Source organism: Vibrio sp. B1FIG11, assembly GCF_905175335.1.
Taxonomy (GTDB): Bacteria; Pseudomonadota; Gammaproteobacteria; order Enterobacterales; family Vibrionaceae; genus Vibrio; species Vibrio campbellii.
The window spans coordinates 812,801-826,215 of sequence record NZ_HG992751.1 but is presented as its reverse complement, the minus strand read 5'-3'; the positions used below and the strand labels follow the sequence as shown (position 1 = coordinate 826,215).

General features: G+C 46.6%; 15 protein-coding genes and 1 tRNA gene. 8 read left to right on the top strand and 8 right to left on the bottom strand.

Annotation, left to right across the window (positions count from 1 at the left end):
• Positions 1 to 13 precede the first annotated feature (13 nt).
• The 5 genes from KHO06_RS03850 to yacG all read left to right on the top strand — a co-directional run bounded on the left by KHO06_RS03850 (position 14) and on the right by yacG (position 3,819).
• Positions 14 to 1,237, top strand: coding sequence for a type II secretion system F family protein (locus tag KHO06_RS03850; protein WP_012128878.1), 1,224 nt, complete (start codon positions 14 to 16; stop codon positions 1,235 to 1,237).
• Between the two features lie 72 nt (positions 1,238 to 1,309).
• Complete coding sequence (locus tag KHO06_RS03845; RefSeq protein ID WP_012128879.1) at positions 1,310 to 2,179, top strand: A24 family peptidase; 870 nt, start codon at positions 1,310 to 1,312, stop codon at positions 2,177 to 2,179.
• Positions 2,180 to 2,794 (top strand): dephospho-CoA kinase, encoded by a 615-nt coding sequence (gene coaE / locus KHO06_RS03840; RefSeq protein WP_045451194.1) that lies wholly within the window; start codon positions 2,180 to 2,182, stop codon positions 2,792 to 2,794.
• A gap of 27 nt (positions 2,795 to 2,821) precedes the next feature.
• Positions 2,822 to 3,562 carry a cell division protein ZapD gene (zapD, locus tag KHO06_RS03835; RefSeq protein ID WP_012128881.1) on the top strand — a complete coding sequence of 247 codons (741 nt, stop codon included), beginning with the start codon at positions 2,822 to 2,824 and terminating at the stop codon, positions 3,560 to 3,562.
• Between the two features lie 56 nt (positions 3,563 to 3,618).
• The gene (yacG, locus tag KHO06_RS03830; RefSeq protein WP_012128882.1) at positions 3,619 to 3,819 is read left to right on the top strand and encodes a DNA gyrase inhibitor YacG; all 201 of its coding nucleotides are present in this window, start codon (positions 3,619 to 3,621) and stop codon (positions 3,817 to 3,819) included.
• A gap of 399 nt (positions 3,820 to 4,218) precedes the next feature.
• On the opposite strand, the gene KHO06_RS03825 is transcribed toward yacG, so the two are convergent.
• A tRNA-Pro gene (locus KHO06_RS03825) sits at positions 4,219 to 4,295 on the bottom strand.
• Positions 4,296 to 4,556: 261 nt separating this feature from the next.
• Here KHO06_RS03825 and KHO06_RS03820 point away from each other — a divergent pair.
• The 3 genes from KHO06_RS03820 to rluF all read left to right on the top strand — a co-directional run bounded on the left by KHO06_RS03820 (position 4,557) and on the right by rluF (position 6,670).
• Positions 4,557 to 4,697: a DUF3149 domain-containing protein gene (locus KHO06_RS03820; RefSeq protein WP_010650907.1), complete on the top strand. Its 141-nt coding sequence runs from the start codon at positions 4,557 to 4,559 to the stop codon at positions 4,695 to 4,697.
• Positions 4,698 to 4,830: 133 nt separating this feature from the next.
• Entirely contained in the window at positions 4,831 to 5,412 is a 582-nt protein-coding gene (gene smrA / locus KHO06_RS03815; RefSeq protein ID WP_038891618.1) for a DNA endonuclease SmrA, read from the top strand.
• Between the two features lie 103 nt (positions 5,413 to 5,515).
• The gene (rluF, locus tag KHO06_RS03810) at positions 5,516 to 6,670 is read left to right on the top strand and encodes a 23S rRNA pseudouridine(2604) synthase RluF (protein ID WP_212582118.1); all 1,155 of its coding nucleotides are present in this window, start codon (positions 5,516 to 5,518) and stop codon (positions 6,668 to 6,670) included.
• Between the two features lie 64 nt (positions 6,671 to 6,734).
• Here rluF and ybaK read toward each other — a convergent pair whose 3' ends face one another.
• The 7 genes from ybaK to prfA form a co-directional block, all read right to left on the bottom strand.
• A complete protein-coding gene (gene ybaK / locus KHO06_RS03805) occupies positions 6,735 to 7,208 on the bottom strand; it encodes a Cys-tRNA(Pro) deacylase (protein ID WP_005438610.1) in 474 nt (157 codons plus the stop codon).
• A gap of 92 nt (positions 7,209 to 7,300) precedes the next feature.
• Complete coding sequence (gene ushA, locus KHO06_RS03800) at positions 7,301 to 8,962, bottom strand: bifunctional UDP-sugar hydrolase/5'-nucleotidase UshA (RefSeq protein WP_212582117.1); 1,662 nt, start codon at positions 8,960 to 8,962, stop codon at positions 7,301 to 7,303.
• A gap of 332 nt (positions 8,963 to 9,294) precedes the next feature.
• Positions 9,295 to 10,146: a 3-deoxy-8-phosphooctulonate synthase gene (gene kdsA / locus KHO06_RS03795; RefSeq protein ID WP_005438608.1), complete on the bottom strand. Its 852-nt coding sequence runs from the start codon at positions 10,144 to 10,146 to the stop codon at positions 9,295 to 9,297.
• Positions 10,147 to 10,199: 53 nt separating this feature from the next.
• Positions 10,200 to 11,009 (bottom strand): SirB1 family protein, encoded by an 810-nt coding sequence (locus tag KHO06_RS03790; RefSeq protein ID WP_005535723.1) that lies wholly within the window; start codon positions 11,007 to 11,009, stop codon positions 10,200 to 10,202.
• 5 nt (positions 11,010 to 11,014) lie between these two features.
• Positions 11,015 to 11,398: a SirB2 family protein gene (locus KHO06_RS03785; RefSeq protein WP_010650919.1), complete on the bottom strand. Its 384-nt coding sequence runs from the start codon at positions 11,396 to 11,398 to the stop codon at positions 11,015 to 11,017.
• Between the two features lie 40 nt (positions 11,399 to 11,438).
• Complete coding sequence (prmC, locus tag KHO06_RS03780; RefSeq protein WP_038891614.1) at positions 11,439 to 12,296, bottom strand: peptide chain release factor N(5)-glutamine methyltransferase; 858 nt, start codon at positions 12,294 to 12,296, stop codon at positions 11,439 to 11,441.
• Between the two features lie 4 nt (positions 12,297 to 12,300).
• Positions 12,301 to 13,389: a peptide chain release factor 1 gene (prfA, locus tag KHO06_RS03775; RefSeq protein ID WP_012127201.1), complete on the bottom strand. Its 1,089-nt coding sequence runs from the start codon at positions 13,387 to 13,389 to the stop codon at positions 12,301 to 12,303.
• Positions 13,390 to 13,415: the final 26 nt, after the last annotated feature.

The window sequence follows — 13,415 nt, the reverse complement described above, 5'->3', positions numbered from 1 at the left end:
AGTCACTCAGTTTATGAAAACCATCGCTCCTCAACTCAAGAACTACCGTTGGAAAGGCATTAATAGCTCGGGTAAAAAAACCTCTGGAAACGTGCTCGCAATGACCGAAATCGAGGTAAGAGAGCGCCTCGATGCTCAACACATCAAGATAAAGAAACTGAAGAAAGGCAGCATTTCTTTTATCACCAAGATCAGTCATCGCGTCAAAGGCAAAGACATCACGATATTTACTCGCCAAATTGCCACCATGCTAATGACGGGCGTACCGATTGTTCAGGCACTTAAGTTGGTTTCAGAGAACCACAAAAAAGCCGAGATGAAATCGATTCTGATGAGTGTCACACGAGCGGTAGAGGCAGGGACACCGATGTCGAAAGCCATGCGCACTGCCAGTACACATTTTGATCCGCTTTATACAGACCTAATCGCGACTGGTGAACAGTCCGGAAACCTATCTCAAGTCTTTGAGCGTTTGGCAACTTATCGAGAAAAGAGCGAGCAGTTGCGCGCAAAAGTGATTAAAGCGCTCATTTACCCAGCGATGGTGGTTTTAGTAGCGCTTGGGGTTTCCTATTTAATGCTGACTAGAGTTATCCCTGAGTTTGAAAAGATGTTTACAGGTTTTGGAGCCGACTTACCCGCCTTTACTCAGATGGTACTCAACCTCTCTGCTTGGACCCAAAACTGGGGCCCTTTTATTGGACTGAGTTTTGTGAGCCTGCTTATTTCCGGCAAAATTATGTCGCAGCGATCCGATTCATTTCGCCTTTTAGCTGCGCGCTCGAGTTTAAGAGTCCCTATCTTGGGGCCAGTATTATCCAAAGCCGCCATTGCCAAGTTTAGCCGTACTTTAGCAACCAGCTTTAGTGCGGGTATTCCAATTCTCACCGCATTAAAAACCACCTCAAAAACCTCCGGTAACATGCACTATCAATTAGCAATTGAAGAAGTGTATCGAGACACTGCAGCTGGTATGCCGATGTATATTGCCATGCGTAACTGTAACGTTTTCCCTGAGCTAGTACTGCAAATGGTCATGATAGGTGAAGAGTCAGGTCGATTGGATGATATGCTCAACAAGATAGCCGCTATTTATGAGTTTGAAGTGGATAATACCGTTGATAATCTGAGTAAGATTTTAGAACCATTGATCATCGTCTTTCTTGGCGTGGTGGTTGGTGGTCTAGTCACAGCAATGTACTTACCAATCTTTAATTTGATGAGCGTATTAGGATAGAATGATCCTTTAGCAAATTAATACCATCAAAACAGCATCTTGCTTATTTGATTCATCGCTCAAGAGACAGATATGGAAGTATTCCAGTACTACCCATGGCTATTCGTTGTGTTTGCCACAATTTTCGGTTTGATTGTGGGTAGTTTCCTCAACGTGGTTATTTACCGTTTACCCAAGATCATGGAACTAGAATGGCGACGTGAGTGCGCTGAATCCTTCCCTGAATATAAGATTGAACCACCCAAAGAGACGCTGACGTTAAGCGTACCGCGCTCATCTTGTCAGCAATGCGGAACTCCCATTCGCATCCGAGACAACATTCCGGTGATTAGCTGGCTATTACTGAAAGGCAAGTGCCACAACTGCCAAGCGCCTATCAGTGCTCGTTACCCTCTTATTGAACTGCTTACTGCGTTTTGTTCGGGTTTTATCGCTTTTCATTTCGGTTTTAGCTACTTCACTGTAGCGCTGGTTTTCTTTACCTTTGTATTGATTGCTGCCACGTTTATCGACCTCGATACCATGTTGTTGCCAGACCAACTGACTCTACCATTGATGTGGGCAGGTATCGCACTTGCTCTTGCTGGTATCAGTCCTGTCAGCCTACAAGATTCTATCATTGGTGCAATGGCAGGCTATCTGTGTCTTTGGAGTGTTTACTGGCTGTTTAAACTTCTAACAGGCAAAGAAGGCATGGGCTATGGTGACTTTAAACTCCTTGCGGCATTGGGCGCTTGGCTGGGTTGGCAATCTCTACCGATGATCATTTTGCTCTCTTCGGTGGTTGGCGTCATCTTTGGTCTTATCCAACTGCGCTTGCAAAAACAAGGTATCGAGAAAGCCTTTCCTTTCGGCCCTTACCTTGCGATTGCTGGCTGGGTAAGCCTAATTTGGGGCCATCAAATCCTCAACTGGTACTTTACGTCGATTCTAGGAGTGTAAATGGCTTTCGTTATTGGCCTTACTGGTGGTATTGCAAGTGGCAAGACTACGGTGGCAAACCTATTCAAACAGCAGTTCAAGATCGACATTGTCGATGCTGATATCGTGGCTCGCGAAGTCGTGGAGCCAGGAACTCCAGGGCTAAATGCCATCATTGAGCACTTTGGCGCTGATATTGTCCGCGATGATCAAATGCTGGATAGAGCCAAGCTAAGAGAGAGAATTTTCTCTAATCCAGAAGAAAAGACTTGGTTAAACGGCTTATTGCACCCAATGATTCGTGAAAAGATGATCGAAGACTTGGAGCAAGTCACATCGGACTACGCGCTTTTAGTTGTACCTTTATTGGTAGAGAATAAGCTTGATAGCTTATGTGATCGCGTTCTTGTCGTGGATGTTGACCCACAAACCCAGGTCTCAAGAACCGTAAAGCGCGATAATGTCAGCGAAGAGCAAGCAAAAGCTATCTTGGCATCCCAAGCTTCTCGTGAGCAACGACTTGCTCTGGCCGATGATGTGGTGAAGAATAATCCAGATGACCCAGATCTTTTGCTTCAAATCACAGATTTACACGAAAAGTACCTAGCCATGTGTAAGAAAAATCTGCGAAAATAGGAATGAAACTCACCAAGGCTACTGTCGATGACCACGCACAAATTTGAACATCCGTTAAATGAAAAAACTCGCATCTACTTAAGAGTTGAGTCTTTGCTGCGTCAGGCTCACCTAGCCTCTGGTTTTGCTGATAACCACCAATATCAGCTTTTCTTCCGTGCGCTTTTCGATATGGTCGAAATCTTCGAGCAGATCCAGCTGAAAAGCGAATTGGCGAAAGATCTAGAGAAGCAGCGTTTAGCTTATCGCAACTGGCTAAATGTTGACGGTGTCGATCAACAGGCACTTGGCGAACTGCTTAATGAGATCGATGTCGTTCATAGCCAACTGATGACGGCTGAGCGTTTCGGTCAAGCGCTTAAGGAAGATCGTTTCTTAAGCTCAATCCGCCAGCGTTTTAACTTACCGGGTGGTTCATGTTGTTTCGACCTACCTGCTTTGCATTACTGGCTTCACTTACCGATTGAGCGTAAAAAGCACGATGCTGACCAGTGGCAAGCAAGCTTAAAGCCGCTCTCTGATGCCTTAGCTTTATGGCTGAAACTGACTCGTGAAACGGGCCATTTTAAAGCCCAAATTGCTCGCGCAGGGTTCTTCCAAAGTGACGCGGATGAAGCCAATATCCTACGTTTACACATCCCAATGGAATACGGTGTTTACCCGATGATTTCGGGCCATAAGAACCGTTTTGCCATCAAATTCATGGCCTTTGAAAGTGGTCAAGCTTGCACGCAAGACGTCGAGTTTGAACTTGCGGTTTGTAGCTAAGCACAACACGCACTACTATTGCCTTAATACCTTTGAACACCGAATAAATAGGACGAATGACGATGTCTAAAATTACTGTCGTTCCATGCCCACAATGTGGTGCAGACGTTGAATGGGGCGAGCAAAGTCCTCACCGCCCTTTTTGTAGCAAGCAGTGCCAAATGATTGATTTTGGTGAATGGGCTGATGAAGAAAATACCATTGCTGGTGCTCCGGATATGTCGGACAGCGATGGTTGGTCTGAAGATCAGTACTAAAGAATTGAGAGGCTAGAGTCGAGATACGACAGCGCTACGCTTCGAAAATAAAGAGAAGGGTTGATGTGAGAACATCGGCCCTTTTTGTTTTTCGGGATTCGGGATTCGGGATTCGGGATTCGGGATTCGGGATTCGGGATTCGGGATTCGGGATTCGGGATTCGGGATTCGACTTATTTTGCTTTTCTAGGAACAAGTTCCGTCAACACCTTCTTATCTCTATACTCTCAACGAGTACCTCTCGATTCCTAAAGCGAAGCGCTCTGACTCTCGGAGCGTAGCGTTTCCCTATCTCGCATCTCGAAGGACGAAGTCCGTTCCCGAAGCGAAGCGTTCTCGAATCAGAAAAGCCGTAAAACGCAAAAAGCCGCAACATTTCTGTTGCGGCTTTTCTAAAAGTGGTCGGTGAAGAGGGATTCGAACCCCCGACCCTCTGGTCCCAAACCAGATGCGCTACCAAGCTGCGCTATTCACCGAGATGTTTAACTGAGGACTTATCCCCGTCAACGGATGCGTATATTACGGATTCTTTAGAGAGACGCAAGCGCTTTTTACAAAAAAAACGTAATGTCTTAATTCGTTTGATGATTTACTGAACACTAGCACGTGAAATGTGACTAAGAACCCACAATAAAATACAGATTATTAACCTCGGCAACATAATTGATCCAGATCAGTGTGCAAAAAAACACCACCCATTAACGTTATCCATGTCGGAAATATCTTGGAGGAAACATATGGACTTTTGGCTTGATCTCCTATTTGGTAATGCGGTGGGACTATCGTCAATGATTGTAATCTTTGGGGCAATTGGTCTAATGCTATTTTACGGCGGTTTCTTCGTGTACAAGGTTATGAACGACAAATCTCCTCACTAGATCTCGCTTAGCTCTAGAAACGCTTTGCACCGGAGTTGGTTACTTGCCCACTCCGGTTTTTTATTTGATCCCAATACACCACTCATTGATATAATCTTACTATTCCTACCCTGTTCTTTATGAGATTGCCGTTATGTCTCAAGACGACGATTTTGATCTGTTCCAACAGATGATGGGCGATGTAAAACCTATCGACCAAGACACCGCTAACCATAAAAAAGTGCATCACGTGACAGATGCTCAATTGGCGAAGCGCGAAGCCGCGATTTGGCTCACTGAAGATGATCCTGAATACTTGTCGATTGACCATGCAGAAATGCTCAAACCTGATGACTTTATCGAGTTCAAACGAGATGGTGTACAAGATGGCGTATACCGCAAACTGCGCCTTGGTAAGTACCCGATCCAAGCTCGACTTGATCTGCACCGTAAAACGCTAAAAGAAGCGCGTGACGAAGTCGTTAAATTCCTCAAACAATGTATTGAGATGGATATCCGTACCGTGGTGATCGTACATGGCCGTGGCGAACGCTCGAATCCACCAGCATTAATGAAGAGTTTTGTCGCGAGTTGGTTGCAACAAATTCGTGAAGTGCAATGTGTTCACAGTGCACAACGATTCCACGGTGGCAGTGGTGCTGTGTACGTTCTATTAAGAAAGAGTGCTGAAAAGAAAATGGAGACGCGTGAACGTCATCAAAAACGTTTAGGCTAACCGGATTCTCGGTGCTAGAATGCCCGACCTTATCTCGCCTTGCTGCTTTAATTCGCAGCAGGCACTTCTATTAACCGCCGTTGTGAAACGTTAGGAGACTCACATGTCACAAGACAACGCAAAACGCTTAAACAAATACATCAGCGAAACGGGCTTTTGCTCGCGTCGTGAAGCAGACCGTCTTATCGAGCAAGGCCGTGTCACTATTAATGGTCAACAACCAGAGATGGGCACAAAAGTACTGCCAGGCGATGATGTTTGTGTTGATGGCAACCCTGTTGCAGCGAAAGAAAAACCAATTTACATCGCGTTGAACAAACCAACCGGTATCACTTGTACTACTGAGCGTGATATTCCGGGTAACATCGTTGATTTCATCGGCCACAAAAAGCGTATCTTCCCTATCGGTCGTCTGGATAAACCTTCCGATGGTTTGATCTTCCTTACTAACGATGGCGACATCGTAAACAAGATTCTGCGTGCGGGTAACAACCACGAGAAAGAATACGTAGTACGTGTCGACAAACCAATCACGGGTGAATTCCTCAAGCAGATGTCGAGCGGTGTGAAGATCCTCGATACGGTTACTCTGCCTTGTAAAGTAGAGAAAGAGACCAAATTCTCTTTCCGTATCGTACTGACTCAAGGTTTGAACCGTCAGATCCGTCGTATGTGTGAAGCGCTAGGCTACGAAGTATTCAAGCTGCGTCGCGTACGTATTATGAACATCTCACTTGATGGCATTCCTAACGGTAAATGGCGTTACCTGAGTGACGACGAAGTGGCAGAGATCCTAGCAATGTGTGAGGGCTCTGTGGGTACAGAAGAAGCATCAAAAACAGATTCTAGAGGCCGCAACATCCGTAAAGCGACCGACGCGAAGCTGTACGATAGCCGTGAAGAGAACCAAGGTTCAACGGCGCGCCGCAACCAAAAAACACGCACGTTCCGTGGTAACAACGCGGATGAATTCCGTCATGCCCCGAACTCGAAAAAAGGCCAACAGCGCCGTCAGCGTGATGATGAAGATGGACGCCCAGCAAAAGAGCATTACAAAGCGAAACCACAAGGTGAACGCAGCAGACCGCAAGGCGAGCATGGTAAATCGCACCGTAAACCAGATGCATCGAGCAATACGCAGTCAGCAAACAAACCTCAATCACCGAGTAAGCCGAAGCAGCATTACATGAACCCAAATGCCGCGAAGCCAAGCAAACCAGCTAAACGCACTGGTGGTACATTGAGTCTGAAGAAGTAACGCTTCACTGACTGGATAAATCAAAAAAGGACGCTCATGGGCGTCCTTTTTATTTGTCATGTATTTACAGGCAAAGAGGGGCAAACTGCCCGCGAGTTAAGCTCAGTAAATCTTTCGGTGCTAACTCGATTTCTAAACCACGTTTACCTGCGCTCACACAGATGGTGTCTTGCTCTGTTGCGCTTTCGTGCAAAAAAGTCGGCAGCGCTTTCTTCTGCCCCAGTGGGCTAATCCCACCCACAACATATCCTGTGGTCTTTTGCGCGATTTCCGGATCGGCCATATCAGCCTTTTTGCCCTTCGCTGCTTTCGCCGCCAGTTTTAGGTTCAGCTTTTGATCAACAGGGATAATCGCAACCGCAAGGTTCTTTGGCTCGCCGTTCAAACAGAACAACAAGGTTTTGAATACTTTCTTTGGATCTTGTCCCAATACCTCAGCCGCTTCTAGTCCATAGCTGTCTGCTCTTGGATCGTGCTCGTATTGGTGAATGGTGTGTGTAACTTTTTTCTTTTTCGCAAGATTAATGGCCGGAGTCATCAAGATTCTCCTTATAAAACAAAAAACGCTGCCCCTGAGTGAGGAGCAGCGCTTTAAGTTAATGGTATCAGCTACTTTGAGTCAATCGCTTTTTACTTGTAAACAATATCACCAGAAGGCGCGTATTCGTTTACGTCAATTGGGCTGTGTGATTCCAAGAACTCTTTCAGTACCTCTGCATCCGTAAATCCCGTGTTGACGTAACCCGGATGAGTATTCACTTTCGGGTAACCATCACCACCTGACGCGTTGTAACTTGGTACGGTAAAGCGGTATTGACCATCTAGGCGAAGCTGTTTTTCACCAATAAAGACATTCGATACTTTGCCATTTTCAACCGTCATTGAGATACCAGCAAACTGAGCGTAAGCACCAGAATCAACGGGCTTCGTCGCTACAACATTTAAGTAATCAAGAACTTCTTTACCCGACATATCGACGTAAGACACCATGTTGCCAAATGGCTGAACCGTCAGAACGTCCTTATAGGTGATGTCGCCGGCTTCAATCGAATCACGCACACCGCCCGAGTTCATCACAGCGAAATCCGCTTTAGCGCGCTCCATGTGGGCAGTTGCAATCAAACGACCAAGATTGGTTTGTTGGAAACGAACAACGTTGCGGTCTCCTTCCAGCTTGCCGTTAGATTCAGCAATTTTCACACTCAACTGGCCCTGACCTTTTTCTTGGTAAGGACGAAGGAAATCCAGCATTGCCGAGTCTTGTACGATTTCATCTTGAACCAATACACGTTGAGATTCGCCATTCACTTTGATTTTCTTCTTCAAATTAACCGGAATCAGATCGTAGCTCACCATCGATAGTTCGCCGTTGCGGAACTCGTAATCAGCACGACCAACGTACTTACCCCACTCGTACGCTTGCACAATGTAAGTGCCGTTTTGCTCATCTGGCTTACATTCATCACCCGGCTTAAAGTTCTTCTTAATGACGTTAGGGCCTTCCATACATACAGGCTCTTGTGAGTGGCCACCCACAATCATGTCCAAGTCACCCTCGTTTAGGTAGCGAGCCAAGGCCACATCACCAGGCGCATTCACACCACGGTTGCCGTTTTCGTAGTGACCCATGTGTGTCACTGCAAAGATAAGGTCTGGCTTTTCAGTTTGCTTTAGTTCAGCAATCAGCTTTTTCGCTTCTTCTTTCGGGTCGCGGAAATCAACCTCGCCGATGTACTCTGGATTACCCAGTTTTGCCGTGTCTTCTGTCGTGAGGCCAATCACAGCAATCTTGATGCCCTGCTTGTTGAACATGGCATAAGGTTGGAACAGACGCTCGCCAGTTTCTTTGTCGTAAATGTTGGCAGACAGCATTGGGAAGTTTGCCCACTCTTGCTGTTTGAACAACACTTCCAGTGGGTTATCGAATTCATGGTTACCCAGTGCCATCGCGTCGTAACCAATCTTGCTCATGCCTTTAAAGTCAGGCTCAGCATCTTGCAGGTCAGACTCAGGCACACCTGTGTTGATATCACCACCTGATAGTAGAAGCACGCTACCGCCTTCGGCTTGAATCTCTGCACGCAGTTCATCAATTAGCGTCTTACGTGCCGCCATGCCGTACTCACCGTACTTGTTTTGCCAAAAACGACCATGGTGGTCGTTGGTGTGCAGTACGGTCAGTTTGTAAGTTGTGTCTTCATTCCATTCGTGTGCTGGTTGCGTTGCACATCCGGCAAGAGTTGCCAAGATAGCCGCGCTCAAAGCGGTCTTTACAATCAGGCGTTGCTTCATTGTTTTACCTTTTTATCGTCCGGGTTCCACTGCATTGCGCGCTCAGCAGCCAAGAAACGGTCCTCTCACTGGGCTAAAACGCGCAAACTTAGCACTAGTGTAAAACACTAAAATATTGATTTCATGTTTCTGCGACGCAGTTTGCTGATGACAAGTTAGATAGCCTTAAATCTAAGCAAATTATAGACATAATCAAGGTGGTGTAAGGAAGCGAGAAGCGAGAAGCGAGAAGCGAGAAGCGAGAAAAGGATAGTGAGGCAGAATGAATATGTCGATACAAAAATGGCCAGCACATAGGCTGACCATTTCATTCAAACATTCACAGTAACCGATTATTTGATGTCGATGTCTGCAAAGCTCTTGATTAGATCGTCTAGCGATTTCATTTGCGCTAGGAATGGTTCAAGTTTGTCTAGAGGCAGCGCTGATGGGCCATCGCAACGTGCTTGATCTGGGTTCGGGTGCGCTTCAATAAATAGACCTGCAATACCTGTTGCTAGGCCTGCTTTCGCCAGTTCAACCGTTTGCTCACGACGACCGCCAGATGCCGCGCCCGATGGGTCACGCATTTGTAGTGAGTGCGTTACGTCAAAGATGATTGGGCTGCCTTTCGATGCGTTTTTCATCACACCAAAGCCAAGCATGTCAACAACTAGGTTGTCGTAACCGTGACAAGAACCGCGCTCACAAAGGATGATGTTTTCGTTACCACACTCTGCAAACTTCTCAACGATGTTACCTACTTGGCCAGGGCTCATGAACTGAGGTTTCTTCACGTTGATCACCGCACCTGTTTTCGCCATTGCTTCTACAAGGTCAGTTTGACGAGCTAGGAATGCAGGAAGCTGGATAACGTCAACGACATCAGCCACTGGTTGAGCTTGTGCCTCTGTGTGAACGTCAGTGATGATCTTCACGCCGAATGTATCCTTCAGCTCTTGGAAGATTTTCATGCCTTCTTCCAGGCCAGGGCCACGGTATGAGTGAACAGAACTGCGGTTTGCTTTGTCGAACGACGCCTTGAATACGTAAGGGATGCCAAGCTTGTCCGTCACTTTTACGTAGTGCTCACAGATCTGCATAGCAAGATCACGAGACTCAAGAACGTTCATACCTGCAAATAGGGTGAATGGCTTGTCGTTAGCAACCTGAATGTCGCCAATATTAACGATTTTCTGTTCCATTTTGATTCTCTTTTGTCTGTCTTCGGCACGCCGGTTTCAGCATGCCGATAAAATTAGTGAAGCGTAACGTGCTTTTCGCTCATGGCGTTAACTTGTGATTTTAGTAGTTCTGATGCCGGATCGTCTGGGCATTGGTCAATAAAGTACTGAAAATCTGAAACCGCCACCTGATGACACTCTAACTGCTGGAAGATGAAACCACGGTCACGAATCTCGTATGGGTCATCCGGTACGAAAGTCAGTGCGAGATTGGTGCATCGCAGTGCCAGTGTGTAACGCTCTTCACGTAGCATCGCGCTTTTAATTAACGCGAGCCAACGACCAATCACTGTCGGGTTGTCCGCTTCTTCAAAGTGTTCAGGCTTCAATGTTGCCAGTGGGCCTTCTTGACCAATCAACCAAGCTTGAAGGATTTTCTCACCAACATACTCACCGTTAAACGGGTTAATGTAGTCTGGTGTTTTGTGCATCCAATCCACTTTGATCAAAAACTGAGTCGGGAATGTCACCCCTTTCATCGGGAAGCCAAGACGGTTGCCCAAGTAAAGCAAGATGGCACCAAGGCTTACCGGAATGCCTTTTTTACGCTCCAACACCTTGTCGATAAAGCTGTTGTCAGAGATAAAGTATTCTTGTTCGTCACCTTTAAAGCCCCATTCGTAAAAGAATAGGCGCAAGAAAGAGTCAAAACGCTGTTCTTCGTCCGTCTCATGAACCAGAATCGCTTCGGCCTCTTCGTAGAGACGTTCTAGTTCAAGTTTTGCCCAATGCACATTAGTGTCTGGGTTGATGGAATGGTTCAGTTCTAACGCGCCTTCCACCAACGCCATGTTGTCAAAATCTTCGTCAAAAAACTCAAGCATTGAGATTACCCAAATAGGTTTGGATTTTTAGATACGGCAATATTAGCGGCCATGACTAACCAGCCTAGAGCGCCAAAGAAGGCAAAAATTCTCAGCAGCTTGTTTTTCGCCATTTTCAAAGCGAAGAAACCAAGAGCGATGTACGCAAGCACACATGTAATCTTGTTGGTTAGCCAAGGCGCAGCATCCGTAAACGGAATGAAACCAGTCACCATGATTAGGCCGATACCTGACAGCAATAGCGCCGTATCAACAATGTGTGGGAAAACTTTCAAGAAGCGATTGTTGCGTTTTGGAGAGTCCATCATCAACAACGCGAATCGGATCGATAGTAGCGTCGCGCTCAATGCGATCGTTACTAAGTGAATGTGTTTTAGAGCTACGTACATTTTCTTTCTCTTTTATAAGTTACTGCTGACTTGCTCGTTATTATTGAGGCTTGTAACAACCGAGCGTCACTCGGTCATTACCACCATAGTCTTTTTCCGTGACTACTTGCTCATAACCAAAGTTCGTCATGATCTCACGAACGGCGTCGCCTTGATCATAACCATGTTCAAATGCGAGCCACCCACCCTCTTCCAGATATTGACGTGCAAGATCAGAGATATGGCGAATATCTGCCAAACCATTTTCATCAGCGACCAGCGCAGATTTTGGCTCAAATCGCACATCACCTTGAGAGAGATGCGGATCTTGTTCGTCGATATACGGTGGGTTGGAGACAATTAAAGCAAACTTTGTTCCGCTGACAATAGGTTCGAACCAGCTACCTTGATCAAACGTCACATTTTTGATGTTTAACTGCGACGCGTTGTACTCGGCAAGCTCTTTTGCTTCTTGCTTTAAGTCAACGCCCATCACTTGGCGTTTCGGCATCTCAGACGCGAGCGCTAACGCAATCGCCCCTGTGCCAGTACCCAAGTCAAGAATTGGTCCAGTCTGCTCGTAAGTTTTATCCAATGCGACTTCAACCAAACGTTCAGTGTCTGGTCTTGGGATCAGCGTGGATGGAGAGACTTTCAGTGGCAGCGACCAAAACTCACGCTCACCGATGATGTAAGCTACAGGCTCACCAGCAATACGTCGCGCTAAAAGGTCATCGAACTGAGCTTGTTGCTCTGCTTCTAATGCTTTTTCTGGCCAGGTCAGTAGGTAGGTTCGTGGTTTGCCAAGGACATGGCAAAGAAGGACAGCTGCATCGAGAGAAGGCGACTCTTTGCCGCCTTCTGTCAGAATTGCCGTCGCACTTTTGAGTGCTTGCTCAATAGATTGAACTTGGCTCATTCGATTAGCCGTTCTCAGCTAGCGCCGCTAGTTGGTCTGCTTGGTGCTCTTGAACAACTGGGTCGATCAAGCTTTGTAGGTCACCTTCCATCACTTCATTCAAACGGTAGATGGTTAGGTTGATACGGTGGTCAGAAACACGGCCTTGTGGGTAGTTGTAAGTACGGATACGGTCACTACGGTCACCAGAACCTAGTAGGTTACGACGTGTGTCAGACACTTCTGCCGCACGACGCTCTTCTTCCGCTTGAACGATACGCGCAGCAAGTACTGCCATCGCTTTCGCTTTGTTCTTATGCTGTGAACGCTCGTCCTGACACTCTACTACTGTACCAGTTGGTAAGTGGGTAATACGGATTGCCGAGTCAGTGGTGTTAACGTGCTGACCACCCGCGCCAGATGCACGGAATGTATCGATTTTTAGGTCTGCTGCTTTGATTTCAGGCAGATCCGCTTCTGGGATTTCCGCCATAACCGCTACGGTACACGCAGAAGTATGAACACGACCTTGAGATTCTGTCGCTGGTACACGTTGTACACGGTGACCGCCTGACTCAAACTTCAGCACGCCGTATGCACCGTCACCGCTCACTTTCGCGATCATCTCTTTGTAGCCGCCGTGCTCTGCTTCGTTTGAAGACATAACTTCGATACGCCAGCCACGCTTTTCTGCGTATTTACTGTACATACGGAACAGGTCACCAGCGAAGATACCTGCTTCATCACCACCCGCACCTGCACGGATTTCTAGGAAACAGTTACGGTCATCGTTTGGATCTTTCGGAAGAAGAAGAATTTGTAGCTCATCAGTCAGACGCTCGATCGCTTCTTTTGCTTCTTTGATTTCTTCCTGCGCCATTTCACGCATTTCTTCGTCGTCTTCGTTCGCCATATCTTCAGCAGCCGCAAGATCGTCTTGCGCTTGTTGATACGCTTGGAAGCACTTAGTAACTTCTTCTAGCTGAGAGTACTCTTTTGATAGAGCGCGGAATTTATCCTGATTTCCAATTACATCAGGATCACCAAGAAGATGTTGAACTTCTTCGTAACGTTCTACTAGCGTTTCTAGCTTAGTCAGAATAGAGGCTTTCATAGTGTCGTTTTCTTAATAAAAAGCGT

Bases quoted from the DNA above. Each gene is read 5' to 3' on its own strand.
- ybaK (WP_005438610.1), bottom strand. From the start codon at position 7,208: ATGACTCCGGCCATTAATCTTGCGAAAAAGAAAAAAGTTACACACACC.
- prmC (WP_038891614.1), bottom strand. From the start codon at position 12,296: ATGAGCCAAGTTCAATCTATTGAGCAAGCACTCAAAAGTGCGACGGCA.
- KHO06_RS03790 (WP_005535723.1), bottom strand. From the start codon at position 11,009: ATGCTTGAGTTTTTTGACGAAGATTTTGACAACATGGCGTTGGTGGAA.
- KHO06_RS03820 (WP_010650907.1), top strand. From the start codon at position 4,557: ATGGACTTTTGGCTTGATCTCCTATTTGGTAATGCGGTGGGACTATCG.
- KHO06_RS03845 (WP_012128879.1), top strand. From the start codon at position 1,310: ATGGAAGTATTCCAGTACTACCCATGGCTATTCGTTGTGTTTGCCACA.
- zapD (WP_012128881.1), top strand. From the start codon at position 2,822: ATGACCACGCACAAATTTGAACATCCGTTAAATGAAAAAACTCGCATC.
- yacG (WP_012128882.1), top strand. From the start codon at position 3,619: ATGACGATGTCTAAAATTACTGTCGTTCCATGCCCACAATGTGGTGCA.
- smrA (WP_038891618.1), top strand. From the start codon at position 4,831: ATGTCTCAAGACGACGATTTTGATCTGTTCCAACAGATGATGGGCGAT.
- KHO06_RS03785 (WP_010650919.1), bottom strand. From the start codon at position 11,398: ATGTACGTAGCTCTAAAACACATTCACTTAGTAACGATCGCATTGAGC.
- KHO06_RS03850 (WP_012128878.1), top strand. From the start codon at position 14: ATGAAAACCATCGCTCCTCAACTCAAGAACTACCGTTGGAAAGGCATT.
- kdsA (WP_005438608.1), bottom strand. From the start codon at position 10,146: ATGGAACAGAAAATCGTTAATATTGGCGACATTCAGGTTGCTAACGAC.
- coaE (WP_045451194.1), top strand. From the start codon at position 2,180: ATGGCTTTCGTTATTGGCCTTACTGGTGGTATTGCAAGTGGCAAGACT.
- rluF (WP_212582118.1), top strand. From the start codon at position 5,516: ATGTCACAAGACAACGCAAAACGCTTAAACAAATACATCAGCGAAACG.
- ushA (WP_212582117.1), bottom strand. From the start codon at position 8,962: ATGAAGCAACGCCTGATTGTAAAGACCGCTTTGAGCGCGGCTATCTTG.
- prfA (WP_012127201.1), bottom strand. From the start codon at position 13,389: ATGAAAGCCTCTATTCTGACTAAGCTAGAAACGCTAGTAGAACGTTAC.